At 65.0% G+C, this 25851-nt stretch carries 25 protein-coding genes and 1 other RNA gene; 14 read left to right on the top strand and 12 right to left on the bottom strand.

The window, feature by feature from the left end:
* Positions 1-876 (bottom strand): diaminopimelate epimerase, encoded by an 876-nt coding sequence (gene dapF, locus QN397_RS03185; RefSeq protein ID WP_323500059.1) that lies wholly within the window; start codon positions 874-876, stop codon positions 1-3.
* Between the two features lie 206 nt (positions 877-1082).
* On the opposite strand from dapF, the gene QN397_RS03190 reads away from it, so the two are divergent.
* Genes QN397_RS03190 through QN397_RS03200 form a run of 3 tightly spaced genes read left to right on the top strand, consistent with a single transcriptional unit; the run spans position 1083 to position 3847 of the window.
* Positions 1083-1400 carry a cell envelope biogenesis protein TolA gene (locus QN397_RS03190; RefSeq protein ID WP_323494886.1) on the top strand — a complete coding sequence of 106 codons (318 nt, stop codon included), beginning with the start codon at positions 1083-1085 and terminating at the stop codon, positions 1398-1400.
* Between the two features lie 24 nt (positions 1401-1424).
* Positions 1425-3101, top strand: coding sequence for an MBL fold metallo-hydrolase (locus QN397_RS03195; protein WP_323500060.1), 1677 nt, complete (start codon positions 1425-1427; stop codon positions 3099-3101).
* Positions 3098-3847, top strand: coding sequence for an RNA pseudouridine synthase (locus tag QN397_RS03200; RefSeq protein ID WP_323500061.1), 750 nt, complete (start codon positions 3098-3100; stop codon positions 3845-3847). Before QN397_RS03195 ends, QN397_RS03200 begins: the two co-directional genes overlap by 4 nt.
* A 22-nt stretch (positions 3848-3869) precedes the next feature.
* Here QN397_RS03200 and rnpB read toward each other — a convergent pair.
* Positions 3870-4206: RNase P RNA component class A (rnpB, locus tag QN397_RS03205), an RNA gene on the bottom strand.
* A 64-nt stretch (positions 4207-4270) separates the two neighbouring features.
* On the opposite strand from rnpB, the gene cysK reads away from it, so the two are divergent.
* Positions 4271-5209 (top strand): cysteine synthase A, encoded by a 939-nt coding sequence (gene cysK / locus QN397_RS03210; protein ID WP_187054325.1) that lies wholly within the window; start codon positions 4271-4273, stop codon positions 5207-5209.
* A 66-nt stretch (positions 5210-5275) separates the two neighbouring features.
* Here the strand turns inward: cysK and QN397_RS03215 are convergent, their stop codons facing one another.
* Positions 5276-6103, bottom strand: a complete 828-nt coding sequence (locus QN397_RS03215; RefSeq protein ID WP_323500062.1) for a hypothetical protein — start codon at positions 6101-6103, stop codon at positions 5276-5278.
* A gap of 188 nt (positions 6104-6291) precedes the next feature.
* On the opposite strand from QN397_RS03215, the gene QN397_RS03220 reads away from it, so the two are divergent.
* The 3 genes from QN397_RS03220 (at position 6292) to QN397_RS03230 (ending at position 9683) form a co-directional block, all read left to right on the top strand.
* A complete protein-coding gene (locus QN397_RS03220) occupies positions 6292-7941 on the top strand; it encodes an NAD(P)/FAD-dependent oxidoreductase (protein WP_323500063.1) in 1650 nt (549 codons plus the stop codon).
* A 70-nt stretch (positions 7942-8011) separates the two neighbouring features.
* Entirely contained in the window at positions 8012-8635 is a 624-nt protein-coding gene (locus QN397_RS03225) for a flavin reductase family protein (protein WP_323500064.1), read from the top strand.
* A 34-nt stretch (positions 8636-8669) separates the two neighbouring features.
* Positions 8670-9683, top strand: coding sequence for a ProQ/FINO family protein (locus QN397_RS03230; RefSeq protein WP_323500065.1), 1014 nt, complete (start codon positions 8670-8672; stop codon positions 9681-9683).
* Between the two features lie 132 nt (positions 9684-9815).
* On the opposite strand, the gene htpX is transcribed toward QN397_RS03230, so the two are convergent.
* The 4 genes from htpX to pyrC form a co-directional block, all read right to left on the bottom strand.
* On the bottom strand, positions 9816-10691 hold the full coding sequence (htpX, locus tag QN397_RS03235) for a protease HtpX (protein WP_323500066.1): 876 nt from the start codon (positions 10689-10691) through the stop codon (positions 9816-9818).
* A gap of 109 nt (positions 10692-10800) precedes the next feature.
* Positions 10801-11634, bottom strand: coding sequence for a DUF3025 domain-containing protein (locus QN397_RS03240; protein ID WP_323494895.1), 834 nt, complete (start codon positions 11632-11634; stop codon positions 10801-10803).
* The gene (locus tag QN397_RS03245) at positions 11610-12518 is read right to left on the bottom strand and encodes an NYN domain-containing protein (RefSeq protein WP_323500067.1); all 909 of its coding nucleotides are present in this window, start codon (positions 12516-12518) and stop codon (positions 11610-11612) included. Before QN397_RS03245 ends, QN397_RS03240 begins: the two co-directional genes overlap by 25 nt.
* Positions 12515-13552 carry a dihydroorotase gene (pyrC, locus tag QN397_RS03250; protein WP_323500068.1) on the bottom strand — a complete coding sequence of 346 codons (1038 nt, stop codon included), beginning with the start codon at positions 13550-13552 and terminating at the stop codon, positions 12515-12517. Before pyrC ends, QN397_RS03245 begins: the two co-directional genes overlap by 4 nt.
* 110 nt (positions 13553-13662) lie before the next feature.
* Between pyrC and QN397_RS03255 the strand changes: the two genes are divergently transcribed.
* The 7 genes from QN397_RS03255 to QN397_RS03285 all read left to right on the top strand — a co-directional run bounded on the left by QN397_RS03255 (position 13663) and on the right by QN397_RS03285 (position 21567).
* Entirely contained in the window at positions 13663-14496 is an 834-nt protein-coding gene (locus QN397_RS03255; RefSeq protein ID WP_323500069.1) for an IclR family transcriptional regulator, read from the top strand.
* Between the two features lie 134 nt (positions 14497-14630).
* Positions 14631-16331 (top strand): ABC transporter substrate-binding protein, encoded by a 1701-nt coding sequence (locus QN397_RS03260; protein WP_323500070.1) that lies wholly within the window; start codon positions 14631-14633, stop codon positions 16329-16331.
* A 25-nt stretch (positions 16332-16356) separates the two neighbouring features.
* On the top strand, positions 16357-17310 hold the full coding sequence (locus tag QN397_RS03265; RefSeq protein WP_323500071.1) for an ABC transporter permease: 954 nt from the start codon (positions 16357-16359) through the stop codon (positions 17308-17310).
* Positions 17311-17314: 4 nt separating this feature from the next.
* A complete protein-coding gene (locus QN397_RS03270) occupies positions 17315-18232 on the top strand; it encodes an ABC transporter permease (RefSeq protein WP_323500072.1) in 918 nt (305 codons plus the stop codon).
* Positions 18229-19347, top strand: coding sequence for an ABC transporter ATP-binding protein (locus tag QN397_RS03275; protein WP_323494902.1), 1119 nt, complete (start codon positions 18229-18231; stop codon positions 19345-19347). Before QN397_RS03270 ends, QN397_RS03275 begins: the two co-directional genes overlap by 4 nt.
* On the top strand, positions 19340-20368 hold the full coding sequence (locus QN397_RS03280; RefSeq protein WP_323500073.1) for an ABC transporter ATP-binding protein: 1029 nt from the start codon (positions 19340-19342) through the stop codon (positions 20366-20368). The genes QN397_RS03275 and QN397_RS03280 overlap by 8 nt, the downstream gene beginning before the upstream one ends.
* A gap of 20 nt (positions 20369-20388) precedes the next feature.
* The gene (locus QN397_RS03285) at positions 20389-21567 is read left to right on the top strand and encodes an amidase (RefSeq protein ID WP_323500074.1); all 1179 of its coding nucleotides are present in this window, start codon (positions 20389-20391) and stop codon (positions 21565-21567) included.
* A gap of 46 nt (positions 21568-21613) precedes the next feature.
* Here QN397_RS03285 and QN397_RS03290 read toward each other — a convergent pair whose 3' ends face one another.
* The 5 genes from QN397_RS03290 to QN397_RS03310 all read right to left on the bottom strand — a co-directional run bounded on the left by QN397_RS03290 (position 21614) and on the right by QN397_RS03310 (position 25793).
* On the bottom strand, positions 21614-22114 hold the full coding sequence (locus QN397_RS03290) for an ureidoglycolate lyase (RefSeq protein WP_323500075.1): 501 nt from the start codon (positions 22112-22114) through the stop codon (positions 21614-21616).
* Positions 22111-23415, bottom strand: coding sequence for a Zn-dependent hydrolase (locus tag QN397_RS03295; protein ID WP_323500076.1), 1305 nt, complete (start codon positions 23413-23415; stop codon positions 22111-22113). Before QN397_RS03295 ends, QN397_RS03290 begins: the two co-directional genes overlap by 4 nt.
* Before the next feature lie 191 nt (positions 23416-23606).
* A complete protein-coding gene (locus QN397_RS03300) occupies positions 23607-24344 on the bottom strand; it encodes an amino acid ABC transporter ATP-binding protein (protein WP_187054872.1) in 738 nt (245 codons plus the stop codon).
* A 26-nt stretch (positions 24345-24370) separates the two neighbouring features.
* The gene (locus tag QN397_RS03305) at positions 24371-25060 is read right to left on the bottom strand and encodes an amino acid ABC transporter permease (protein WP_323500077.1); all 690 of its coding nucleotides are present in this window, start codon (positions 25058-25060) and stop codon (positions 24371-24373) included.
* Position 25061: 1 nt separating this feature from the next.
* Positions 25062-25793, bottom strand: coding sequence for an amino acid ABC transporter permease (locus tag QN397_RS03310; protein ID WP_323500078.1), 732 nt, complete (start codon positions 25791-25793; stop codon positions 25062-25064).
* Positions 25794-25851: the final 58 nt, after the last annotated feature.

Below are 25851 nucleotides of genomic sequence, written 5' to 3' on the forward strand. Positions count from 1 at the left end.
TCAGGCGAAGTCGGGAACTTCGATGTCGCCTTCGAAGACGGTGGTTGCGGGGCCGGTCATCAGCACGGGCCGACCTTCGCCGGCCCATTCGATCGTGAGCACGCCGCCGTGAGTCTGCACGTCGACCTGCGCATCGAGCAGGCCGAGACGGATGCCTGCAACCACAGCCGCGCAGGCGCCCGTGCCGCAGGCCAGCGTCTCGCCGGCACCTCGCTCGAACACGCGCAGCGCAATGTTGGCGCGATCCACCACCTGCATGAAGCCGGCGTTGACGCGTTGCGGAAAGCGCGGGTGGTGCTCGATGAGCGGGCCTTGCACAGCGACCGGCGTGGCTTCGACATCGTCCACCACCTGCACCGCATGCGGGTTGCCCATCGACAACACTGCGACGGAAACGATCGCGCTGTGGGCGTGGGTGCCGAGCGCCAGACGCCATCGCTCCCAGCCACCTTCGACCACCGGTGTGAGGCCGGCCGTATCGAAAGGCACGCGCGGCAGCTCGAAGATCGGGGCGCCCATGTCGACCGTCACGCGGCCGTCGGCATTCATGCGTGGCTCGATCACGCCAGAGAGCGTTTGCACCCGCACTGCAGCTTTGGTCGTCAGCCCGTGTTCGCGCACGTAGCGCATGAAGCAACGCGCGCCGTTGCCGCATTGCTCGACCTCTCCGCCATCGGCGTTGTGGATCACGTACTGAAAGTCGATGCCCGCACCGGGCGACGGCCGCACGGTCAGGATCTGGTCCGCGCCAACGCCGAAGTGACGGTCGGCCAGGAAGCGGTACTGGGCCCTCTTCAGCGCCAAGGCGCCTCGCGTCTCGTCGATCACGACGAAGTCGTTGCCGGCGCCCTGCATCTTGGTGAAACGGATTCGCATCTGCGGATTATCGGCGGCGGGCCGGCACCCCCAAGCGACTGGCGTGAAAGCCTTATGACAGCCGAAAGCGCCATCGTCCTACCGTTACGGCCGGCATCAATCGCGATTTCGCAAATCCTTCTGGGGCCAGCATCCGTATAAAGGTTGCAGCGGCGGCGCTTTGACGCTGCATCTTTCATTCTCAAACCATTTCTGGAGCTTCTCTCATGACGAAAACACTTTCCATTCTTCTCGCGGGTCTGTTTGCCGCAGGTGCTTATGCACAACCCACCCCGCCCGGCGTGCCAGTGCCACCCAATACGCCCGGCTACGCCACCGACAAATCGACGCAGGCGGGCGAGATGCGCAAAGACCGGCGACCAGCCGGCATGTTGAAGGCGCCCGGCGGTGACGAGCCCAAGGCCCCTGAAGGCGGCGCCATCGGGACCGACAAAGCGGCGGTTGCCGGCGAGGCCCGCGCCGAAACCCGTGACCAGCGCCGGCCCGGCAAGCGCCCGAGCACGCAAGGCGGCACGCCCAAGTAATAAACCGCCGCAGATAATGCGGCGATGGTTCGTTCAACCCAACAACTCCATCCTCCGCGTGAGTCGGCGCCGTTGCGCGCAGCCGCGACGGTGCTCCTGCTGCGCGACACACTCGACGGCCTCGAAGTCCTGATGACTCGGCGGTCGTCGAGCGCCAGTTTCGCGCCCGGGGCCTACGTGTTTCCGGGCGGTCGAATCGACGAGGCCGACACGTCGGCACGACGCATCGCGACACGACGCCGCACCCAAAGCCGTTTGCAGTTGACACAGGCGATCGCGGCCATCCGCGAAAGCTTCGAAGAACTGGGCGTGCTGCTTGCGCACCACGCCGATGGCAGCCCGGTCACGGCTGCCGAGATCGACGACATGGATCGCAGCACCGCATCGACGACGGTCGCCTTCGCCGAGCAATGCGCCGCACGCGGTTTGCTGCTGTCCACCGACAAGGTTTTCACTTTCGCCCACTGGATTACCGACCGCGATTTGCCGAAGCGATTCGACGTGCCGTTCCTGATCGCGCGCATGCCCGAAGGCCAGACGCCGGTCGCGGACGAAACCGAGCAGTTCGAGCCTTGCTGGGTGCGACCTGCCGATGCGCTGGAGCGCCACAAGTCCGGCAGCTTCTTCATGATCTTCCCGACGGTACGGACGCTCGAGCGGCTCGCCGCCTACGGCAACGTCGATGCAGTGCTCGGCACCTGCGCCAATCGCTCGGAAGGGGAAGGCCCGCTCTGGACCAGTTGCCCGCGCGCCGGCCTGCTCGACGGCGTCGACGCGCGCTACATGGAGACCGATTCGCCGTACGGCGAGCTCGCGATGGTGTGCCCCGATGGCCAGATCCTGCATACGCTCGACTGGCAAAACGAAGTTCCCGTGCCGCTGCTGAAAAACCTGCAACGGCTCACCGCACCCAATCCGAGCGCCATGACCGGCCCGGGCACCAACAGCTACATCGTGGGCGACGCGACGACCGGCTACATCGTGATCGATCCGGGTCCGAACGACTTCGATCACATCGGCCGGCTATGGCGCGCGACGCAGGGCGACATCCGCATGATCGTGTGCACGCATTCGCACGCCGACCACTCGCCGGGCGCTGCGCCGCTGCAGGCGCTGTGCAAGACGCGGCCGCCGATCCTCGGGCTGCCCTCTGCGACAACTTCACGTCCGACCGCGCGTTTCACGCCGGATCGCGCGCTGCACGACAACGAGCGCCTCACGCTGGCGGCGCCAGCGCGAACCGACACGTCCGCTCACAGGCACACGCTGCGCGTCATCCACACGCCCGGCCATGCCGCCAACCACCTGTGCTTGCTGCTCGAAGAAGACGCCCTGCTCTTCTCGGGCGATCACATCCTGAACGGCAGTACGACAGTCGTCGATCCGCCGGACGGCGACATGACGGCTTATCTGAACTCCCTCGACACGCTCGACATCGCCTGCACCAACGACAACGTCGGGTTCATCCTGCCCGCGCACGGCTACGCGATCGGCAGTCCGCGCGAGGCCATCGCGATGTTGAAGGCGCACCGCCTGCGGCGCGAGGCCAAGGTGGCCGCCGCCATGCGCCACCTGCCGGAGGGCAGCGTTGAAGACTGGGTGCCGATTGCCTACGACGATGTGCCGGAGCGCATGTGGCCGGTGGCGGCTCGCTCGCTGGCAGCGCATGTCGAACGGCTGCAGCGACTGGCGGCGCAATGAGCGCCCTGGACGACAAACGCAACAGCCGCGAGAGCCGCAGCGGCTCTGTAGACGAAGGCGTCCGCCTGGCCAAGCGCGTGGCCGCCGCCGCAGGCTGCTCGCGACGCGAAGCCGAGCTGCTGATCGAAAGCGGCGCAGTGCGGGTCGACGGCGAGCCCGCGCTGGTCCCGCAATCGCGCGTACGCGAAGGCCAGCGCGTCGACATCGAACCCGGTGCGCGACCGCAGCCGGTGATGGCGGTGACCCTGCTGCTGCACAAGCCGGCCGGTACCGAAACCGATGCGGCGCATCGCCTGCTGTTCGCGGCCAACCACCACGAGCCGGAGCGCGCCGGCCTGCGCTTTCTGCCGCACCACGTGAAAGCCCAGCGCGTGATGACGCCGCTCGAAACCGGCGCCAGCGGGCTGATCGTATTCACGCAGGAGTTCCGCATCGAACGCAAGCTGCAGGAAGACGCCGGCGTGATGGAACACGAGGTCATCGTCGACGTCGAAGGTCCGGTCGGTCCTGAAATATTGGATCGCCTGGAGCGCACGCCGGCACGCGTCAGCGTCGGCCAGCAGGGTGAGGGCCACACCGGTTTGCGCTTTGCGCTGAAGGGTGCGCGACCAGGGCAGATCGCTCACATCTGCGATGGCGTGGGCCTGCGCATCCTGTCGATGAAGCGCATCCGCATCGGCCGTGTGCCGCTGGCCGGGCTGCTGCCAGGCCAATGGCGCTACCTGCTGCCGAGCGAGCGGTTCTGAACACGGCTCGTCGGCTGAATTAGTGTGAAGCGCGCCTGTACGCCGGATTCTGTGTACCGGCGTTCTTGCGAACCCCGGCATGACCGCCATTACTCTGGGCCGTTTGTCGCCAAACAGCTCGATGCCACCTACCCGCCAGCTCAGCGGAACCACCTCGATACTGGCCTACTTGGTGTTGCTGCGCGCAGAGATTGCCCGTTTCACCCGGATCGGGGTTGCCCCTTCACCGACTCGTCTCTGTTGCTCTGATCCTCACCTCGCGGTGGAGAGCCGTTAGCTCCTGCGCTGTCCTGTGCAGTCCGGACGTTCCTCCAGTGCCTGGTTTCCCAGATTGCACCAGCGGCGGTCCAGCGTGCTTCACGCCGCGATTATCGCCACAATGATCTTCCACCCCATATCGCCCAGATCAACGAAGGAGACTCCATGAAAGCCGACACCATCCTCGCCACCATCGGCAACACGCCGCACATCCGCATCCAGCGCTTGTTCGGCAACCTCGCAAAGCCGGGGCAGCAGGTCTGGATCAAATCGGAGCGCGCCAATCCCGGTGGCTCCATCAAGGACCGCATCGCCCTCGCGATGGTCGAGGACGCGGAGAAATCGGGTGCGCTCAAGCCCGGCGGCACCATCATCGAACCGACCTCCGGCAATACCGGCATCGGCCTTGCCATGGTCGCAGCGGTCAAGGGCTACAAGCTGATCCTGGTGATGCCCGATTCGATGTCCGTCGAGCGGCGTCGCCTCATGCTGGCCTATGGTGCGACTTTCGATCTGACGCCACGCGCCGGCGGCATGAAGGCCGCCATCGCCCGCGCCGAAGAGCTGGTCGCCGGCACCCCGAATTCGTGGATGCCGCAGCAGTTCAACAACCCGGCCAACGTCGAGGTCCATGTGCGCACCACGGCCGAAGAAATCGCCGCCGACTTTCCCGGTGGTATCGACGTGTTGATCACCGGCGTCGGCACTGGCGGCCACATCACCGGCGTCGCCAAAGTGCTGAAGGCGAAGTGGCCGAAGCTGAAGGTGTTTGCAGTCGAGCCCGTCGCATCGCCAGTGCTCTCCGGCGGCAGTCCGGCGCCGCATCCGATCCAGGGCATCGGTGCCGGCTTCGTGCCGAAAATAATGGACATGGCGTTGATGGATGGCGTGATCCAGGTCGACGCCGAACCGGCCCGCGAGATGGCGCGCCGCAGCGCCGCAGAAGAAGGCACGCTGGTGGGCATTTCGTCCGGCGCCACGCTCGCCGCCATCGCGCAAAAGCTGCCCGAACTGGCAGCCGATGCCGTGGTGCTGGGATTCAACTACGACACGGGCGAGCGGTATCTGTCGGTGGAAGGCTTCCTGCCCGCGCTTCCGGGTTGAAGTTCAACGTCGCTGGCGCGCTCACGGCGGGGGTGCCGCCCGCCCTGCGTCGATCTCAGACAGCCGCTACCAGTTGGCGGCGATATAGGCACCCAGGTCGGTGGTGCACCGTGTCACCGCCTTGGCCCGCTCCTCGCGCAAGTGCTGCCAGCCATCGACCTGCCAGGCGGCCCACCCCAGCGGTTCCGACACGTAGCCGCACACCACCGGGCCCTTGAAGGTTCGGCCCAGTTGGGCGCCGAACTTGAGACGATAGAGATCGTCGCCGGAGGCAATGTTCTCGTACACCAGCTGCCAGCCGGTCGGGTTCAGCGCGGTCCCCAAGTCCTTGGGTATCTGCGAGGCGTCTGCAATTTCTTCGGGAGTCGATCCATCGGTCTTGGCCACTGCGACCGCCTCGATCGCGCGACGTGCGTAGAAACGCGTCGCCATTCGGCCGAGGCCGTTCGCGACGTCCTGGCTCGCGGGATTCGCGGAGACGGGATCATTCGCGAGTTCCGGCATCGCATCCCCGGCCAGCTCGTCCTTGGAGAAGCCCTGCACGGCGGCGCCGCGTGTCAGTGCGATCAAGGCGATATTGAGCGCGACCTGCGCCGCTACATTGTTGACGGTGTTTTGCCGGCGCACGACACGCAGCCGCTCGATGCCCGGTTTGTACATGCCGCGGTTGAACACCACGCGGGTCACGATGGGCGAATCGTCCGAGGTGTCGCTGGCCAGGACGGCCAGCCGCTGCTCCTGGACTGCGAGCGCCGTGGCCATCGCAGCAAGCCGATCGGCCGATGGAGGCGGTGCGGGCTTGCGCGTGCCGCAGGCCGCGAGCGTCAAGACAATGGCGACGACAAGGGCGCAGCGAGGAGCAGCGCAAGAGGGAAAGGAGCGTGTGTGTGACATGGGCAGGAATTGTCCGAGGCCCCGGTCCCTGCGCTCAGCGTGCGCCTGCGCAGTCGGTCACGCTTCCCCAAGGTTTGTTCGGCACCCGGTCGAGTGCACGCCTCCACACGCTCGCACGACTCGTCGTGCGCACCTCGCATGAGACTGGCCTATATTCACGCCCTGCTTGATGAACACGAGCCTTTACGATGATCCGACTTTCAGAACTCAAATTGCCGCTCGGGCACGCCGAAGAGGCGCTACCGGAACTGGTGTTCCGCACCCTAGGTGTCGCGTCCACCGACATCGCCACTTTCAACGTCTTTAAACGCAGCTTCGATGCTCGCAAGGTCGACCTGCTCACGGTCTACATCGTCGACGTCGCACTGGCCGACCCGCAACGCGAAGCGGCTCTGATTGCGCAGCACGGGTCCAATCCGCACATCCAGCCTGCGCCCGACATGGTGTGGCGCGCGCCGTCTCATGCGCCGGCCGACATGCCGCTGCGCCCGGTGGTCGTCGGCTTTGGGCCGTGCGGCATCTTCTGTGCACTGGTGCTGGCGCAGATGGGCTTTAAACCCATCGTGCTGGAGCGCGGCAAGTCGGTGCGACAGCGCACCCTCGACACATGGAAACTGTGGCGCAAGGGCGTGCTCGATCCGGAGTCGAACGTGCAGTTCGGCGAAGGCGGTGCCGGTACGTTTTCGGACGGCAAGCTCTACAGCCAGATCAAGGACCCGCGCTTTCTCGGCCGCAAGGTAATGGAGGAATTCGTCAAGGCAGGTGCGCCGCCCGAGATCCTCTATGTCGCGCATCCGCACATCGGCACCTTCAAGCTCGTGAAGGTGGTCGAGACGATGCGCGCAGAAATCGTCGCGTTGGGCGGCGAGATCCGCTTCGAGCAACGCGTGACGGACGTGCGCATCGAAGACGGCCACATTCGAGGCCTGTCGGTGCTCGATCGGGCCACCGGTGCGACCAATGAGCTGCGTGCCGACCACGTCGTGCTGGCGCTCGGCCACAGCGCGCGCGACACCTTCGAGATGCTGCATGCGCGCGGCGTGCACATCGATGCCAAGCCGTTCTCGATCGGCTTCCGCGTCGAGCATCCGCAAGGGCTGATCGATCGTGCACGCTGGGGGCGGCACGCCGGTCATCCGCTGCTCGGTGCTGCGGATTACAAGGTGGTGCACCACGCGAGCAACGGACGTGCGGTCTACAGCTTTTGCATGTGCCCGGGCGGCACGGTGGTCGCGGCAACCAGCGAGCCTGGGCGCGTGGTCACCAACGGCATGAGCCAGTACTCGCGCAACGAGCGCAATGCCAATGCGGGCATCGTGGTCGGCATCGAGCCGCGTGATTTCCCGGGTTGGACTGCCACTGAAAAGGGCGACGCGTTGGCCGGCATGGTGCTGCAACGCGAGCTCGAATCCAACGCCTTCGTGCTCGGCGGCAGCGACTACCGCGCACCCGGTCAACTGGTCGGCGATTTCGTCGCGGGCAAGCCATCGAGCGCGCTCGGCAGCGTGACGCCTTCGTACCAGCCGGGCGTGACGCCGACCGATTTGCGCGGAGCCCTGCCCGCTTATGCCATCGAGGCGATGCGCGAGGCGTTTCCGGCATTCGGCCGCAAGATCAAAGGCTTCGACCTGCACGACGCGGTGTTGACCGGCGTCGAGACACGCACCTCGTCGCCCATCCGCATGACGCGCGGCGACGACTATCAGAGCCTCAACGTGCGCGGGCTGTATCCAGCCGGCGAAGGGGCTAGTTATGCGGGCGGGATTCTGTCGGCGGGGGTGGACGGCATCAAGGTTGCCGAGGCAGTCGCGCGTGGCGTGCTCGCGACCTCGAACTGAACCCACGTCACTGAAATTGCAGCCGAAGCCTTCAAGGCCAACGAACAAAAGACCTCACGAAAGCGAAAAGATGATCGAAGACGACTTTCACTACTACGAGCCTGCCAACGGTCACGGCCTGCCGCACGATCCGTTCAACGCCATGGTCGGTCCGCGACCGATCGGCTGGATCTCGTCGAAAAGCGCGGCGGGCGTGTTGAACCTCGCGCCCTACAGCTTCTTCAACGGCTTCAACTACACGCCGCCGATCATCGGCTTCTCGAGCATCACCGCGAAGGACAGCCTGCACAACATCCGCGAAACCGGAGAGTTCGGGTGGAACCTGGTAACACGGCCGCTGGCGGAGCAGATGAACCTGTCGTGCGCTTCGGTGCCTGCCGATGTCGACGAGTTCCAGCTTGCCGGCCTGACACCCGTGGCATCGCGAAAGATCGACGTGCCCCGCGTGGCTGAAAGTCCGGTGTCTTTCGAGTGCAAACTGACACAGATCGTGCAACTGCAAGCCGCCGATGGCACCGCCATTTCGAGCTGGCTGGTGCTGGGCGAAGTGGTCGCGGTGCACATCGCGCGGCGGCTGTTGAACGATGGCATCTACGACACCGCGGCGGCCGAGCCGATACTGCGTGGCGGCGGTCCGGCGGACTACTTTGCAGTGACCGCCGACAATCGCTTCCTGATGCGCCGTCCGCGCTGATCCGAGACAACCGATTTTTCTTGCAAGCGACCCCATGACCGAAGACGCCATCCAGACCGAACCCACCGCGGTGAACACGCCCGTTGCGCCGGCCCAAGACACGACCGCCGCATCCGAGGGCGCCCCTTCGAACGCAGCGACGGAACCCAACGAGCCACGCCGCAACTCGCGGCGGCCGCGCTCTGGTCGAGGTGGGGGCCAAAGGCCGACCGCCGGCCAGGAACAGCAACAGCCAGGGCGGCAACAGGGACCGCAAGGGCAACGCGGTCAGCAGCCACACCAGGGCCAGCGCGACCAGCGCGCGCCCCGTCCGGCGCGCCAGGTGCATCCGGTTTTGGAGCAGCTGTTCGAACTGCACCCCAAGCTGTTCGGCGCCCGCTTCCTGCCGCTGAAGCTCGGCACGTACGAAGACCTGATAGCGCGCCATCCCGACACCTTCAAGACCGAAGAGCTGAAGGTCGCGATGGGTCTGCATGCCCGCTCGACCCGCTACCTGGAGAGCGTCGCTGCCGGCCATGCGCGCCACGACCTCGACGGCAATGCGGTCGAGCCAGTTGCGCCAGAGCATGTGCACCACGCGATCCTCGAAGTGTTCAAGCGCCGTCAAGCCCGCTCGAAAGACGATCTGCGTCCGCAACTGCAGGAACGGATCATCGCGGCGATCGAAGCTTCGGGGATGCCGCGCGAGGTCTATGCCGAGCGAGTGCGAGCACGTGACGCGGGCGCCAATGCGGCGCTCGATGAAGCGCTGGCCGAGCTCGGTCGTCAGGCCGCCAAGCGTGAAGCGCTGCTGCGCGCGTTCGAAGCCAGCGGCAAGGACGAAGCAGGGTTCGCCGACATGTACGGCATGGACCCAGTCGAAGTAAAGCGAATCCTCCAACGCGCTCGCAGCGACAAGGCTGCGGAGGCGGAGCGTGCTGCGGCTGCGGCTGCGGCTGCTGCTGCTGAAGCTGAAGCTGTTTCAGCTGCTGAAGCAGAAGCAGAAGCAGAAGCAACGACGAATGCTGTGCCGTCCGACGATGCGAAAGATGCTGGCCACGCCGAATAGAGATCCGGCGATCCAGTAAAAAAAGCCGGCAAGAGGTTGCCGGCTTTTTTCGTTTTGCAGAGGAGACAGCGGGGCGTGTTCGGGGACATGAGCGGAAGGGGTGCGCCAGACGCTATCCCCGCACTCAAAGTCTCAAGCCTTGGCGTTCTGCAGCGCAGCGATGCGCTCTTCGATCGGCGGATGCGTGGCAAACAGCTTGCCGATGCTGCCGGTGATGCCCATTGCCTCGACCGACTTGGGCAACTGGCCCGGAGGCAACCCACCCAGCCGTGCCAACGCATTCATCATGGGTTGCTTCCTGCCCATCAAGCTGGCTGATCCTGCATCCGCGCGAAATTCTCGGTGGCGCGAAAACCACGCGACGACGATCTGCGCGGCGAAGCCCAGCACGATGTCGAGCACCAGCGTCGTGATCATGTAGCCGATGCCGGGCCCGGAATTGCGGTCATCGCCGCGTCGCAGAAAGCTGTCGACGGCGTAGCCGATGACCCGCGACAGGAACACGACGAAGGTGTTCATCACGCCCTGGATCAACGCCATCGTGACCATGTCGCCATTGGCCACGTGTGCGATCTCATGGCCGATGACGGCCTCGACCTCTTCGCGCGTCATGTTCGTCAGCAGGCCGGTCGACACCGCGACCAGCGACGAATTCTTGAACGCGCCCGTCGCGAAGGCGTTGGGCTCGCCCTCGAAGATGCCGACCTCGGGCATGCCGATCTTGGCGGTGTCGGCGAACTTGCGCACCGTCTCCACGATCCATGCTTCATCGGCCGACTGTGGGTTGTTGATGATGCGGATGCCAGCCGTCCACTTGGCCATCGGCTTGCTGATGAGCAGCGAAATGATCGCCCCGCCAAAGCCCATCACCAGCGCGAAGCCGAGCAGTGCAGGCAGGTTGAGCCCGCTGGATGTCAGGTAGCGGTTGAAGCCGAGCAGGCTCGACACGACGCCAAGCACCGCGACGACCAGCACGTTGGTGAGCACGAACAGAAGAATGCGTTTCAAGTTGATTTCTCCGTGGGGAAAGAAGGCGACAACAGACCGCGACAACAAACCGGAAGATGGGAGCCGAAACGTCCCGCTTCAAGCTTCACGCCCTGCGAGCGCAATGGTTTTAAAGGCGCCGGCCCTGTTTGTTGGTTGCTTCTTCTCGGGGTCGGAAGGGACGAAAGATGTCCGGGTCATCATAGAAGGAAAAGTTCTCGTTATCGACCCACCAGCCCGGTATCCCGAGCACCGGCAAAGGCACGAAAGGCTTGGTGGCCAGGTGCGCCGGATCGAGCGCACGCGCTATCGCGGCATCGTCGGCTCCGATCGATCGGGTCGAGTCGAAAGCGCCGGGCGCGAGCAACACGTGGGCCGTCATTCCCTTGCGCGGTCGACACAGCTTGTCTAGCAGCGCATGACCAAACACGAGCAACCGCGCCTCTTGCCACGCCGCACGTTCGGTGACAAAAAGTCGTTGCCAGTCGCGCGCCAGCAGCGCTTCCCACACCGCAGGCGGCGCATCGAGTACCGCGCCGTTCTCATCGAACAGCGTGAGCGCATCGCGCAATGGACCGCGCGCTGCGCCGACGCCGGCGCGTTCGATTTCAGCCGCCTGCAATGCGTTGAGACGCTTCTTTGTCAGCGGGAATGCGAGCCAGATGAGCCCATTGAAGAAATCGTGCAGGTTGTTGCGCGTCGGCACGGTACCGGTCTCGAAGATGTGCGCTTCGTAGGCACGATCGGGTGGCAGATGGCTTTGCGGCACGAAGGCCGGAGCGCAGAGCCCGCCCATACCGCCAGTATCGATCGGCATACCGAACGAGACCGCTTGCAACGCCTGCGCCACGGAGGTTTTCTGCGATGACTGGGCCACTGCCTGACCGATGTCGCGACAGTGCGCCAGCCAGGGCCGGGCCCAGTCGACCCCGGACAGGTTCAGCGGGTCGGGCCGCCGGTCCATCGAATCCTGTCCGGGTGCTGCAGCACGGCGAACTCGTCGGTGAGCTTGTCGAAGAGCTTGAGCGAGCTGCCGTGCTTGCCGAGCAGTCCTGCCGTGCGCAGTGCCTTCGCGACATCGTTGAGCGGCACGTCGGTGCCATTGCGCAACGCAGGCGCGGCGTTCAGGATGAACTCCGCCGCCTCGGAAGGTGCGGACACTTTCACGGGCGCGTTCTTGCGGGCGGCGGAGCGGCTCGCAGTTTTGCGGGGCGCTGCGGGCGCACGTGGAGCGACTGGTGTGCTCTGTGCGTTCGGTGCAGGCGACGTAGCTCGGGCAACCGGGAGTTCTTCGGCCTGCGATGCCTCGTCGGAAAACTTGGCAGCCGAACGGTTCGACGCTGCCTTTCGCGCTGGTTGACGCGGAGCTGCAGCCGCGCGTGGAGCCGCGGCCGACGCCACACGCGTTGTCGCCAACGACGCACTCTTGTGCGCCAGGTCGATGAACTCGTCGTACACGCCAATCGTCTCTTCGCCCGTCTTGCCCTGCTGTCCGATGCCACACACGCGGCAGCCTTTTTCGCGCAGGCGGATCACTAGCGGCGCGAAGTCGGAGTCGGACGACACCAGCACGACGACGTGCGGGCGTTCGGCGATGACCAGGTCGATGGCATCGACCGCGAGTGCGATGTCGGTGCTGTTCTTGCCGGCCGAGATGTTGACCATCGGCCGCACCGACAAGCGCTTGAACAGCGCCTGCTGCTTCAGCGCGGTCTCGGCGTTGCAATAGGCGCGGCGCACGTGAATGGCGCCGTACACGGCCATCGTGCGTTGCGCGGCCTGCTCGATGACATCGGACGAAACGTTGTCGGCGTCGATCAGCAGCATGACGCGGGGAGTGGGGGTCATGCCAGCTTCCAGTTGAGGGTTTCGCCGCCGCGCAGTGGCTTCACCGTGGCCTCGCCGTACGGTACTTCTTCCGGCACGGTCCAGGGCTCGCGCTTCAGCGTGATGGTGCCGGCGTTGCGCGGCAGGCCATAGAAATCCGCGCCGTGAAAGCTGGCGAAGCCTTCGAGCTTGTCGATGGCGCCGACGGCGTCGAAGGCTTCGGCGTACAACTCGATCGCAGTGAGCGCGGTGTAGCAGCCGGCGCAGCCGAAGGCGTTTTCTTTCAGGGCCGCAGCGTGCGGTGCGCTGTCGGTGCCGAGAAAGAAGCGGTCGCTCCCGCTGGTCGCTGCTTCGACCAGTGCCACGCGATGCGTTTCGCGCTTGAGCACCGGAAGGCAGTAGTAGTGCGGGCGAATGCCACCGGTGAAGATGGCGTTGCGGTTGTAGAGCAGGTGATGGGCGGTGATGGTGGCGGCGGTGAATCGATCGGCATCGCGAACGTAATGCGCGCCCTCTTTCGTCGTCAGGTGCTCGAATACGACCTTGAGCTCGGGCATGTCGCGCCGCAACGGGATCATCACGCGATCGATGAAGACCGCCTCGCGGTCGAACAGATCGATGGCGGGGTCGGTCACTTCGCCGTGGATCAGCAAGAGCAAGCCGTGCTTCTGCATGGCCTCGAGCGTCTTGTAGGTGTGGCGGATGTCGGTCACGCCTGCATCGCTGTTGGTGGTGGCGCCGGCCGGGTACAGCTTCAGCGCGCGCACGCCGGCTTCGGCGGCGCGGGCGATTTCGTCGGGCGGCAGTTTGTCGGTGAGGTAGAGCGACATCACCGGCTCGAAGTCGACGCCGGCCGGCACGGCCGCGCGGATGCGGTCGCGGTACGCGAGCGCCTGCTCTGCAGTGGTCACGGGAGGACGCAGGTTGGGCATGATGAGCGCGCGGCCGAACTGGCGTGCCGAGTGCGGCACCACGGCTTCGAGCGCGGCGCCGTCGCGCACATGGAGGTGCCAGTCGTCGGGGCGCGTGATCGTGAGGGAGGAGATGCTGGTCATGGTCCGGCATTGTCGTCTGGCCTTGTCCCGGAGCGAGGTACACCCGGCACGGAACCTGCTCGAGCGATGCACCTTCAAATCGATTACCGATTCAGCGGTATCCAGATTCAATGACAACCAAGCCCACACGTCGGGCAGCACCACCCGCATCGCCGCCGCCTGCCGCGGCGCCCGCGCCGGACTCCGACCCACTCTTCAACCAGTCGCTGGAAAAAGGTCTCGCGGTGCTGCGCGCTTTCGACGATGCGCATCGCACCATGACGCTGGCCGAACTCGCCGAGCGCACCGACATGAGCAAGGGCTCGGCGCAGCGCACGGTGCACACCCTGCAGGTGCTGGGCTACATCGGCAAGCATCCGCAGACGCGGCGTTTTCAGCTGCTGCCGCGCACCATCGAGCTCGGCTTCAATTACCTGGCAGGCAATGCGCTCATCAAGAGCGCGCACCCGTACCTGTCGCAGCTGGCGAACGCGAGCGGAGAGACCGCAAGCGTGACCGAGCCTGTCGGCGCGGAGATGGTCTACGTCGCGCAGCTCATGACATCGAAGTTCATTCCGGTGCTGACGCCCGTCGGCATGCGCATTCCGATGTACTGCACCAGCTCGGGCCGGGCGTGGCTCAGCAGCTTGCCCGACGACCAGGTGCTGGCGCTGTTGCAAATGGCGCCGCGCCCGGCTCGCACCCCGTCCACGTTGACCGACATCAAACCCATCATGGCGCGCATCGCCGAATGCCGTCGCGTCGGCTACGCGACCAACGCCGAAGAACTCTTCCTCGGCGACATGGGCATCGGCGCACCGATCCTCAACCGACAAGGCGACGCGCTGGGCGCGGTGCACCTGTCGCCGCCGACCAGCCGCTGGACCATGGAAGACGCACGCAAGAAGCTCGCGCCGATGGTCATCGAATGCGCCCGTGCCATCGCGAGCGCTATCGCGCACTGAGTCGCCGCACCGCACCCATTCGCATCGCGCACCAAATTGATTCTTCAATATCGACTATCGATTTCATCAGGGCGATTCGATTGGCATGTCGCTTGCTTGAACAAAGGCATTCCGAAACTCAAAGGTCGCTCTTCATGAACACCCCTACTTCGCCGACCCGCATTGCCGCACCACGCCGTGGCCTCGGCCATGGCTTCGGCGTCCGCTCGGGCGCGCTGCTGGTAGCCGCGCTGTCGCTCATCAGCACTGCAGTGCTCGCCCAGGAAAAAGTCATGCGCATCGCCATGACGGCGGGCGATATTCCGCGCACCTCGGGCCAGCCCGATCAAGGTTACGAAGGCAATCGCTTCACCGGCATTCCGATGTACGACAGCCTCACGCAATGGGACCTGACGTCGGCCACCAAGGCCAGCGTCGTGATTCCCGACCTGGCGCTTTCGTGGGCCGTCGATGCCTCCGACCGCACCAAGTGGGTGTTCAAGCTGCGCCCGGGCGTCAAGTTCCACGACGGCTCGCCCTTCAATGCCGACGCCGTGGTGTGGAACGTCGACAAGGTACTTCGCAAGGACGCACCCCAGTTCGACCCCGCGCAGATCGGCGTGACCGCATCGCGCATGCCGACGCTGCGCACTGCCCGCAAGATCGACGACCTGACGGTCGAGCTCACCACGTCGGAGCCCGATTCGTTCTTGCCGATCAACCTCACCAACCTCTTCATGGCCTCGCCCGTGCAGTGGGAAAAGAAGCTGGCCGCCCTGCCCGCCACCGTGACCGACAAGGCCGAGCGAAGCAAGGCCGCTTGGACCGCTTTTGCCGTCGATTTCTCCGGCACCGGCCCGTTCAAGGCATCGAAGTTCGTGCCGCGCGAACGCCTTGAAATCGTGAAGAACCCGGACTACTGGGACGCCGCCCGTCGCCCCAAGATCGACCGCGTCGTGATGCTCCCGTTGCCTGAGGCGAGCTCGCGCACCGCAGCGTTGTTGTCGGGCCAGGTCGACTGGATCGAAGCCCCCGCACCGGATGCGCTCGAAGCCATCAAGGGCCGCGGCTTCAAGCTGTACTCCAACCTGCAGCCGCACCTCTGGCCATGGCAGTTCTCGATGCTCCCGGACTCGCCCTTCGCCGACAAGAAGGTGCGCTACGCCGCCAACCTGTGCCTGAACCGCACCGCCATGAAAGAGCTGCTCGGTGGCCTGATGGTCGAGGCCACCGGCGTGGCCGAGCCCGGCAATCCGTGGCGCGGCAACCCGACCTTCCAGATCAAGTACGACCCCTCCGCCGCCAAGAAGCTGATGACCGAAGCGGGCTACTCTGCAAGCAAGCCGGTCAAGGTCAAGGTGCAGACCTCGGCATCGGGCTCGGGCCAGATGCAGCCGCTGCCGATGAATGAATTCATCCAGCAAAGCCTGAAGGAGTGCTACTTCGACGTGCAGTTCGACGTCGTCGAATGGAACACGTTGTTCTCCAGCTGGCGCCTCGGCGCGAAGGACCCGGGCGCCCACGGTGCGCACGCCACCAACGTGAGCGCTGCGACCATGGACCCGTTCTTCGCGATGGTCCGCTTCGTCAGCACCAAGGCCTTCCCGCCGGTGTCGAACAACTGGGGCTACTTCAGCAACCCGGAAGTCGATGCACTGGTCGACAAGGCCCGCACCACCTTCGACGAGAAGCAGCGCGACGTCGCACTGGCCAACCTGCACGCGAAGATCGTCGACGAGGCCCCGTTCCTGTTCGTCGCTCACGACGTCGGACCGCGCGCGCTGTCGCCGAAAATCAAGGGCGTGGTACAGCCGCAGAGCTGGTTCATCGACCTGGCAACGATGAGCATGGATTGAGCTCGCCCCCAGCTCGCGGCGCCCCATGATTTCTTATCTCTTGCGCCGCATCGGCTACGCCCTGCCCATCATGCTGGGCGTGTCGTTCCTTTGCTTCATGCTGGTGCACATCGCGCCGGGCGATCCTCTGGTGTCGATCCTGCCGGCCGATGCCTCGGCCGACCTGCAGCAGCAGATGATGAAGATCTACGGCTTCGACAAGCCGTGGCCCGTGCAGTTCGGCCTGTGGATCTGGCGGGCCTTGCACGGCGACCTCGGCACCTCCATCGCGACGGCGCGTCCGGTCACGCAGGAGGTTTTCAAGGCTGTTGGCAACACCTTCATGATCGCCGCGCTGGCGACGCTCATCGGCTTTGCCTTCGGTTCGCTGTTCGGCTTCGTCGCGGGTTACTTTCGCAACTCGTGGATGGACCGCGCGGCCTCTTTCATCTCGGTGATCGGCGTCAGCCTGCCGCACTACTGGCTCGGCATGGTGCTCGTCATCATCTTCTCGGCCAAGCTCATGTGGCTGCCGGCCACCGGCGCCGGACCTGACGGTTCTGCGCTGTGGAAGTGGGACGTTGAACACATCAAGTTCCTCATCCTTCCCGCCGTCACCATGTCGTTCATTCCGATGGGCATCGTCGCGCGCACCGTGCGTGCGCTGGTGGCGGACATCCTGTCGCAGGAGTTCGTGATCGGCCTGCGTGCGCGCGGGCTGAGCGAATTCGGCGTGTTCAGGCACGTCGTCAAGAACTGCGCACCAACGGCCCTCGCGGTCATGGGCCTGCAGCTCGGCTACCTGCTCGGCGGATCGATATTGATCGAGACCGTGTTCGCCTGGCCGGGCACCGGCTTTCTGCTGAACCAGGCGATCTTCCAGCGCGACCTGCCGCTGCTGCAGGGAACCATCCTCGTGCTCGCACTGTTCTTCGTTGCACTCAATCTGCTGGTCGACGTGTTGCAGACCTTGTTCGATCCTCGCATCGAGAGGGCCTGAAGCCATGTCGACGACTTCTGTCACCGCACCTGGCTCCCCGACGGCCGGCACACTGCCGGTCCAACTCACCCACGCCGTGCGCTCCGCCAGCCACGGCGCCAATGTCTTGCGCCGCCTCGTGCGCAATCCGATCGCGATGACCGCCGCCGGCATCATCGCGCTGCTGATCCTCGTCGCACTGCTGGCGCCGTGGATCATGCCGAGCGACCCGTTCGCGACCTCGATGTTCAAGCGCTTGCGGTCGGTCGGCACGTCGGGCTTTCCGCTGGGCACCGACGAGCTGGGGCGCGACATGCTGTCGCGCCTGATGCTCGGTGGCCGACTCTCGCTCTTCATGGGGATCGCGCCGGTGATCATGGCTTTCGTCATCGGCAGCGGCGTCGGAATCCTGGCCGGCTATGCGGGCGGCAAGGTCAACACCGTCATCATGCGGTGCATCGACGTGCTGTATGCCTTTCCGTCGGTGCTGCTGGCCATCGCGCTCTCGGGCGCGCTCGGCGCCGGCATCACCAACGCGCTCATTTCGCTGACCGTCGTGTTCGTGCCGCAGATCGCGCGCATCGCAGAAAGCGTGACGACGCAGGTGCGGCGCAGTGACTACGTCGATGCGGCGCGCGCATCCGGTGCGCCGGCCTTCACGATCGTGCGGCGGCATGTTTTCGGCAACGTGATTGGGCCGATCTTCGTGTACTCGACCAGTCTCATTTCAGTGTCGATGATCCTGGCTTCAGGCCTGTCGTTTCTCGGCCTCGGCGTGAAACCGCCGCAACCCGAATGGGGCCTGATGCTCAACACCCTGCGCACTGCCATCTACAGCCAGCCGCTCATCGCTGCACTTCCCGGCGTGCTGATCTTCATCACCTCGGTGTCGTTCAACATGCTGGCCGATGGCCTGCGCGCGGCTATGGAGGTGAAGCAATGACTAAGGCCGGCAGCAATGCCGACGTCGGCGGGCCGCGCCAGCCGCTCATGCGCGTGCAGGACCTGAAGAAGCACTTTCCGCTGAAGCGCAGCGGGTTCGGGTTCGGCCGCGGTCCCAAGCCGGCCGTGCGTGCGGTCGATGGCGTGAGCTTCGAAATTCTCAAAGGCGAAACGCTGGGCGTGGTCGGCGAATCCGGCTGCGGCAAGTCGACCACCGCACGCATCCTGATGCAGCTCATCGTGCAGGACAGCGGCGAGCTGGTCTTCGATGGCGCGACGGTCGGCGCACGCGATCTGCCGTTGCGCGACTTCCGGCGCCAGACGCAGATGGTGTTCCAGGACAGCTACTCGTCGCTGAACCCGCGCATGACGATCGAGGACTCGGTCGCCTTCGGGCCGACGGTGCACGGCGTGTCGGGCCGCGATGCGCTCAACCGCGCGCACGACCTGCTGGCGCGCGTCGGGCTCGACCCGGCGCGTTTCGCGGGGCGCTATCCACACGAGCTGTCGGGCGGTCAGCGACAGCGAGTGAACATCGCGCGTGCGCTGGCGCTGGAGCCGCGGCTGGTGATCCTCGACGAGGCGGTGTCCGCCCTCGACAAATCCGTCGAAGCGCAGGTGCTCAACCTGCTCGAAGACCTGAAGCGCGACTTCGGCCTGACCTATCTCTTCATCAGCCACGACCTGCACGTGGTGCGCTACATGTCGGACCGCGTGCTGGTGATGTACCTCGGCCAGGTGGTCGAGATCGGCACATCGGCGCAGGTGTTCGATGCGCCGCGCCATCCGTACACACGGGCGCTGCTGCGCTCGATGCCGAGCGGCGATCCGATGCAGCGCACGACGGAGGCGCCTTTGTCGGGCGATCCACCGAACCCGATCGATCCACCATCGGGTTGCCGCTTTCACACGCGATGTGCGTTCGCGCAGGCGGTGTGCAGCCAGAAGATGCCGGCCTTTGCGGAGACGGCGCCGGGCCATGGCGTGGCGTGCTTGCGCTGGCAGCCGGGCTCGGGCTATGTGCCGACGGCGGACTTTCCGGACATGCCAGAACCCGCGGCGCTGCATGCTGCGACAGCCGCGACAGCCGCAACAGCGGAGCCGGCGCATGTCTGACGCATCGACCAAGGTCGCCGGCCTCGCCGTCGAACTCAAAGACCTGCGCGTCAACTTCATCGCACCCGGCAAGAAGATCGAGGCCGTCAACGGCGTCGACCTGCAGCTGCAGCAAGGCGAAGTCGTCGCGCTCATCGGCGAGTCGGGCTCCGGCAAAAGCGTCACGCTGCGCACCGTGATGCGGCTGCACAACGAGCGCAGCACACGCATCACCGGCAAGCTCGAAGTCAACGGGCAAGACGTGCTCGGCATGAGCCCACGCGCGCTGCCGGACATGCGCGGCAAAGAAGTCGCGATGATCTTCCAGGAGCCGTTGCTCGCGCTCGACCCGGTCTACACGGTCGGTGCACAGATCATCGAAACGATTCGCCGACACGACGGTGCGAGCCGGTCCGAAGCGGCGGCACGTGCGCTGGCGCTGTTCGATAAGGTGCGCATCCCGAGTCCGCAACGGCGCCTCTCGGCCTACCCGCACGAGATGTCCGGCGGTATGCGCCAGCGCGCGATGATCGCGCTGGCGCTCGCCTGCAACCCGAAGGTGCTGCTGGCCGACGAGCCCACCACTGCACTCGATGCCACGGTGCAGATCCAGATTCTTTTGCTGTTGCGCGACCTGCAGCGCGACCTGGGCCTGTCGGTCATCTTCGTCACGCACGACATCGGCGCGGCGGTCGAAGTGGCCGACCGCATCGCGGTGATGTACGCCGGCCGCATCGTCGAAGAAGGCACTGCACGCGACCTCATCCGGACGCCGCGGCATCCGTACACGATCGCTTTGCTGAAGAGCCGCGCCGAAGGTGCGATGGCGCGGGGCGTGAGGCTGGAGACGATCGGCGGTGCGCCGCCCGACCTGTCCGATTTGCCACCCGGCTGCGCGTTCGCCGCGCGGTGTGCGCTGGCGACCGATGCCTGCCGCGCCGCGCAGCCGCCGTCGATCGAAGTCGCACCGGGGCATCATGCGCGGTGCATCCACACGGATCAGGCGGCGGCGATTGCGCCTGTTGCGCCTGTTGCCGTGTGATTTCCAAAGGAGCCTAGACCATGCCACTGCACGACCCTGCCCACGCCTTCGTTCCCTATCCCGATGTCGCCGTGCCGCGCGCAGCCACCGGCTCGCTCGCCGATCTCAGCTTCGCGGTCAAAGACCTGTACGACGTGGCCGGCTACCCGACCGGCGGCGGCAGTCCGATCGTGCTGGCGATGTCCGGCATCAAGACGCGCACTGCGCCGTCGGTGCAGAAACTGCTCGATGCCGGTGCACGCTTCGTCGGCAAGACCGTGACCGACGAACTCGCGTTTTCGATGAACGGCAACAACGCGCACTTCGGTGCACCGATCAACGGTGCCGCGAAGGCCCGCATCACTGGCGGCTCGTCGTCCGGCTCGGCCTCGGCGGTGTCGTCGAGCCTGTGCGACTTCGCCCTCGGCAGCGACACCGGCGGCTCGGTGCGCGCGCCGGCGAATCATTGCAACCTGTACGGCATCCGACCGACGCACGGCCGCATCAGCCTCGAGGCGGTACTCGATCTTTCGCCGAGCCTCGACACGGTGGGCTGGTTCGCGCGCGACGTCGGCACCTTCGCGCGAGTGGGTGAGGTGCTGTTGGGTGACGATGCACACCCGCTGCCCGACACCGTTCGCATGCTGTGGCCCGAAGACATCTGGGCAATGCTCGACGCGCCGGTGGTCGAGGCGCTCGACGAGGTGACGAAGCAGGTTCAGTCGGTGCTCGGGCAAGCCGAGCCCGTGGAGATCGCGCTCGAGTCATGGGACGCGATGTACTGGAACTTTCGCTACGTGCAAGCGCGCGAAGCATGGCTCACCGATGGCCCGTTGATCGAGCGCTACGCGCCGCCACTCGGTCCCGGCGTCGCCGAGCGCTTCGCCTGGTCACGCGATGTCACGGACGAACAAGTCAGCAAGGCCCGCGTCTTCCGTACCGCCTTCAAGACCAAGCTGACCGAGCTGCTCGGCAATGACGGCGTGCTGCTGATGCCGACGATGCCCGACATTGCACCGCTGCGCGCGGCCACCGACGCAAGCCTCGAGGACTACCGCAACAAGGCGATCCGCATGCTGTGCGTTGCAGGGCTCAGCGGCTTTCCTCAGTTGTCGATGCCGCTGGCAAAACGCGATGGCGCACCGCTGGGTATTTCGTTGCTTGGACCGGCGGGCTCGGACCGGTCGTTGATTGCACTGGCTGAGCGCATCGCGACATAGCGAGCACTTGACGGGAAGGTCGTCAGCGCCAGGACGCCTCACGAACTTAACCAGCCCACGTCACGCTAACGGTCGGGTTCACATCGGATACATCGCAATCGACCGTGGCAGCGACTCGCTCCACCACGACGAAATCCCCCGCGTCCACAGCCAACAGCGCGTGATGCCATGTGCCCGGCGCGAGCATGACCCCTTGACGACCATCGGTGACGAAGGCGGTCAACGCATTGGCACTCGGCGCCGCACCCGCCCGAGCGACCACGATCACGAAGCGTCTCTGACCACCCATCGGCACGAAGGTCTGGCTGCCGAGTGCGTGCCGTTCCATCTCCGTCACCGCATGTGGAAAGCTGCGGGCCTGTGCTCGGAACAATGCGAGCACGGGCCGCCCGCCGTCGGCACCCAAGTGCAGATCGTCGATCAGATCGAAGCGGCGCGTCGTACCGCCGTTGATGAGCCGACCACCCTCGAAATCGTCATGCACCGCGATCATCGTGCCGTAGGGCGCAAAGCCGTCGGCGGTGAGCGGCTGCGCGATCAGTTTCATGCAGCGATGCCGGCCTGGTCGAGCATCGCGTGCAGCAGCACGTTGCAACCCGCGGCCAGATGCTCGGGCTTGGCGTCTTCGATCTCGTTGTGCGAGATGCCGTCCTTGCACGGCACGAAGATCATCGCCGCCGGCGCGACGCGGGCGACGTACACAGCGTCGTGGCCGGCGCCGCTCACGATGTCCTGATGCGCGAGCCCTGCGCGCGCGGCGCCGTCGCGTACCGCGCGCACCAGCTGCTCGGCGAACTTGACGGGCGGAAAGTACACCGTCTGCGCCACGGTCACCTCGAGTCGGCCATCGACTCCGAGAGCAGCGCAGGCTTTGCGCAAGGCGGCGTCCATTCGGCTCAACCCTGCGTCGTCCGGATGACGAAAATCGACAGTGAAGGTCACACGCCCCGGAATCACGTTGCGCGAGTTGGGGTGTACCTGAACGTAGCCGACGGTGCCGCGGCCGTTGGGTTGCTCGTTCATCGCGATGTTGTTGACGGTCTGCATCAATCCGGTGGCGCCCTGCAGCGCATCGCGGCGCAAGCCCATCGGCGTCGGGCCCGCATGGGCTTCCTGGCCGGTCACGACCACGTCGTACCAGCGCTGGCCGAGCGCACCCGTCACCACGCCAAGCGGAATGTCGGCGTCTTCGAGCACCGGCCCTTGTTCGATGTGGGCCTCGAAGTACGCGCCGAAGCGCGGTGCGCCGGCCTCCACCGATGCCGCATCCTTGCCGTCGAAACCGATGCTTTTCAACGCGTCGGCCACGGTGACGCCTTCGCGGTCCGCGGCGGTCAAGGCGTGGTCGAGCGTGAAGGCGCTGGCATAGACACCCGAGCCCATCATCACCGGCACGAAGCGCGAGCCCTCTTCGTTGGTCCAGACGCAGATCTCCAGCGGCGCCACGGTGCGTATGCCAGCGTCGTTCAGCGTGCGCAACACCTCGAGCCCCGCCAGCACGCCGTAGTTGCCATCGAACTTGCCGCCGGTCGGCTGCGTGTCGATGTGGCTGCCAGTGGCCACCGCCGGAAGCGATGCGTCTTGCCCCGCACGGCGCGCGAAGATGTTGCCGATGGCGTCGACGCGCACCGTGCAACCGGCCTCGGTCGCCCACTGCACGAACAGCTCGCGCCCCTGCCGGTCGAGATCGGTCAGCGCAAGACGGCACACGCCGCCCTTGTCCGTCGCACCGATTTGCGCGAGCGTCATCAGCGATTGCCAAAGCCGCTCCGAGTCGATGGCGATGGAGGCAGCGGGGGTAGCAGAAGTGGCGGAGGCAGCGAGCGTCGGAAAAAGTGTTTCGGTCATAAAGATTAAGCAGCAGAAACCGTGCCGACAATTGGCATCGAAAGCAACCATGATCCCGCAAAACAGAAGCCCCGCACAGCGGGGCTTTTTGTTGGTGAGACACCGCGGAACCGGCTCCGCCGGGCCGCTGGTGTCGCCCCCGGCAGGGGGTGGGAGCAGCGACACGAAGTGCGCAGCGACCTGGGGGCGAGCTAGTGCTGCAGGATCTTGTTCAAGAAATCCTTCGTCCGCGGCTGACGGTTCTCAGGATGGCTGAAGAACTCGTCCTTGGCGCAGTCTTCCAGGATGCGGCCGCCTACGTCGATGAAGATCACGCGGCTCGCAACCTTGCGGGCGAACGCCATTTCATGCGTCACGACCATCATGGTCATGCCTTCCTTGGCGAGCGTCACCATCACGTCGAGCACCTCACCGACCATCTCGGGGTCGAGGGCGGACGTCGGCTCGTCGAACAGCATCACGATCGGGTCCATGCTCAGCGCGCGGGCGATCGCCACGCGTTGCTGCTGTCCACCGGAGAGCTGGCCCGGGAACTTGTCCTTGTGGACCATCAAACCCACGCGGTCGAGCATCTTCATGCCGCGCGTCTTGGCTTCGGCAGGGCTGCGGCCCAGCACCTTGATCTGCGCGATCGTCAGGTTCTCGGTCACCGACAGATGGGGGAACAGTTCGAAGTGCTGGAACACCATGCCGACCTTGGAGCGAAGCTTGGGAAGGTTCGTCTTGGGGTCGTGAAGGGCAATACCGTTGACGGTGATCTCGCCCTTTTGAAAAGGCTCGAGTGCGTTCACCGTCTTGATAAGCGTCGACTTGCCGGAACCCGACGGGCCGCATACCACCACCACGTCGCCCTTGGCGATGTTGACGGAGCATTCGTTCAGCACCTGAACCGGGCCGTACCACTTGGATACGTTCTTGATTTCGATCATGTTTTCAGACATCTTTTATCTCCAGGTCAGCGAATGATGGCGATCTTCTTGTGCAGCTGCTTGACGCAGAAGGAGAGCGCATAGCACATGGCAAAGTACACGACGGCGGCGAGGAGGTAAGCCTCGATAGGCCGGCCAAAATTCTTGCCGGCCGTCTCGAAGCCCTTGAGCATGTCGTAGGCGCCAATGGCGTACACCAGCGAGGTGTCCTGAAACAGGATGATGGTCTGCGTCAGCAGCACCGGCAGCATGTTGCGGAACGCTTGCGGCAGCACGACCAGCTTCATGTTCTGGCCGTAGGTCATACCGACCGCCTGGCCCGCATGCACCTGGCCGCGCGGAATCGACTGGATGCCCGCCCGCATGATTTCACTGAAGTACGCCGCCTCGAAAGCGATGAAGGTAATGACCGCCGAGATTTCCGAGCGGTAGTTGGCGCCCCAGCCACCGAAGGTGGAATAGAACGCGGCCGGTACAAGAAGGAAGAACCAAAGGATCACCATCACCAGCGGAATACTGCGCATGCCGTTGACGTAGAGCGTGGCGGGTAAGTCGAGAAATTTCTTGCCCGAGAGCCGCATCAGCGCCAGCACGGTGCCGAACAGCACGCCGCCGATGGTGGCCACGATGGTCAGCATGATGCTGAAGTAGAAGCCCTTCAGGACGAACTTGCTGATGATGTCCCAGTTGTAGAAGGACAGGTCGAGATTCATCATGCTAGTGACCTCCGCCAGCGCTGGCCGACACGATGAAGCCCGGTACACGCGTCTTCTTTTCGATGAACGCCATGATGCGGTTGATCGCAAAAGCCGAGATCACATAGAGCACCGTCACGGCAAGATAGACCTCGATGCCGCGCGATGTTTCTTCCTGCGCCTGCATCGCGAACATGGTGAGTTCGGTCACAGACACCGCGAACGCCACCGATGAATTCTTGAAGATGTTCATCGTCTCGCTGGTGAGCGGCGGCAGGATGATCCGGTAGGCCATTGGCAGCAGAACGTAGCGGTAGTACTGCGGCGTCGTGAAGCCGACCGCCATGCCCGCGTAACGCTGTCCCTTGGGCAACGCCTGAACGCCGGAGCGAACCTGCTCGGCGATGCGGGCCGAGGTGAAGAAGCCCAGTGCCAGCACCACCAGCACGAAGGGTGGCACGCCCTTCATGACAGGAATCAAAGCCGGGATGACGTGATACCAGAGAAAGATCTGCACCAGCAGCGGAATGTTGCGAAAGAGCTCGACCCACGCGTTGCCCAGTCGAACCAGCCAGGGGCTGTCGGGCAAGGTGCGGATGATGCCGATCAGCGAGCCCATGACGAGCGCGACGATCAACGCCAATATGGAGACGGACACGGTCCAGCCCCAAGCGGAGAGCATCCATTGCAAGTAAGTTGGGTACTTGCCACCCGGGTCCGTCAAGAAGACCTGCCAATCCCAGTTCGATCCCATCGAAGCGCTCCTGTTCCTCGTTCATTGTTCTGACGCGCCGTATTGAAAAACGCCCACC

Source organism: Variovorax sp. RTB1 (assembly GCF_035018765.1).
In the GTDB taxonomy this organism is placed as follows: Bacteria; Pseudomonadota; Gammaproteobacteria; order Burkholderiales; family Burkholderiaceae_C; genus Variovorax.

Excerpts from the sequence above, each read along its gene's own strand:
- QN397_RS03270 (WP_323500072.1), top strand. The coding sequence starts at position 17,315 with ATGTCGACGACTTCTGTCACCGCACCTGGCTCCCCGACGGCCGGCACA.
- QN397_RS03300 (WP_187054872.1), bottom strand. The coding sequence starts at position 24,344 with ATGATCGAAATCAAGAACGTATCCAAGTGGTACGGCCCGGTTCAGGTG.
- QN397_RS03255 (WP_323500069.1), top strand. The coding sequence starts at position 13,663 with ATGACAACCAAGCCCACACGTCGGGCAGCACCACCCGCATCGCCGCCG.
- QN397_RS03265 (WP_323500071.1), top strand. The coding sequence starts at position 16,357 with ATGATTTCTTATCTCTTGCGCCGCATCGGCTACGCCCTGCCCATCATG.
- cysK (WP_187054325.1), top strand. The coding sequence starts at position 4,271 with ATGAAAGCCGACACCATCCTCGCCACCATCGGCAACACGCCGCACATC.
- QN397_RS03225 (WP_323500064.1), top strand. The coding sequence starts at position 8,012 with ATGATCGAAGACGACTTTCACTACTACGAGCCTGCCAACGGTCACGGC.
- QN397_RS03305 (WP_323500077.1), bottom strand. The coding sequence starts at position 25,060 with ATGATGAATCTCGACCTGTCCTTCTACAACTGGGACATCATCAGCAAG.
- QN397_RS03220 (WP_323500063.1), top strand. The coding sequence starts at position 6,292 with ATGATCCGACTTTCAGAACTCAAATTGCCGCTCGGGCACGCCGAAGAG.
- QN397_RS03190 (WP_323494886.1), top strand. The coding sequence starts at position 1,083 with ATGACGAAAACACTTTCCATTCTTCTCGCGGGTCTGTTTGCCGCAGGT.
- QN397_RS03275 (WP_323494902.1), top strand. The coding sequence starts at position 18,229 with ATGACTAAGGCCGGCAGCAATGCCGACGTCGGCGGGCCGCGCCAGCCG.
- QN397_RS03245 (WP_323500067.1), bottom strand. The coding sequence starts at position 12,518 with ATGACCCCCACTCCCCGCGTCATGCTGCTGATCGACGCCGACAACGTT.
- dapF (WP_323500059.1), bottom strand. The coding sequence starts at position 876 with ATGCGAATCCGTTTCACCAAGATGCAGGGCGCCGGCAACGACTTCGTC.
- QN397_RS03280 (WP_323500073.1), top strand. The coding sequence starts at position 19,340 with ATGTCTGACGCATCGACCAAGGTCGCCGGCCTCGCCGTCGAACTCAAA.
- QN397_RS03195 (WP_323500060.1), top strand. The coding sequence starts at position 1,425 with ATGGTTCGTTCAACCCAACAACTCCATCCTCCGCGTGAGTCGGCGCCG.
- QN397_RS03230 (WP_323500065.1), top strand. The coding sequence starts at position 8,670 with ATGACCGAAGACGCCATCCAGACCGAACCCACCGCGGTGAACACGCCC.
- QN397_RS03290 (WP_323500075.1), bottom strand. The coding sequence starts at position 22,114 with ATGAAACTGATCGCGCAGCCGCTCACCGCCGACGGCTTTGCGCCCTAC.
- QN397_RS03260 (WP_323500070.1), top strand. The coding sequence starts at position 14,631 with ATGAACACCCCTACTTCGCCGACCCGCATTGCCGCACCACGCCGTGGC.
- QN397_RS03285 (WP_323500074.1), top strand. The coding sequence starts at position 20,389 with ATGCCACTGCACGACCCTGCCCACGCCTTCGTTCCCTATCCCGATGTC.
- QN397_RS03295 (WP_323500076.1), bottom strand. The coding sequence starts at position 23,415 with ATGACCGAAACACTTTTTCCGACGCTCGCTGCCTCCGCCACTTCTGCT.
- pyrC (WP_323500068.1), bottom strand. The coding sequence starts at position 13,552 with ATGACCAGCATCTCCTCCCTCACGATCACGCGCCCCGACGACTGGCAC.
- QN397_RS03310 (WP_323500078.1), bottom strand. The coding sequence starts at position 25,793 with ATGGGATCGAACTGGGATTGGCAGGTCTTCTTGACGGACCCGGGTGGC.
- QN397_RS03215 (WP_323500062.1), bottom strand. The coding sequence starts at position 6,103 with ATGTCACACACACGCTCCTTTCCCTCTTGCGCTGCTCCTCGCTGCGCC.
- QN397_RS03200 (WP_323500061.1), top strand. The coding sequence starts at position 3,098 with ATGAGCGCCCTGGACGACAAACGCAACAGCCGCGAGAGCCGCAGCGGC.
- QN397_RS03240 (WP_323494895.1), bottom strand. The coding sequence starts at position 11,634 with ATGGACCGGCGGCCCGACCCGCTGAACCTGTCCGGGGTCGACTGGGCC.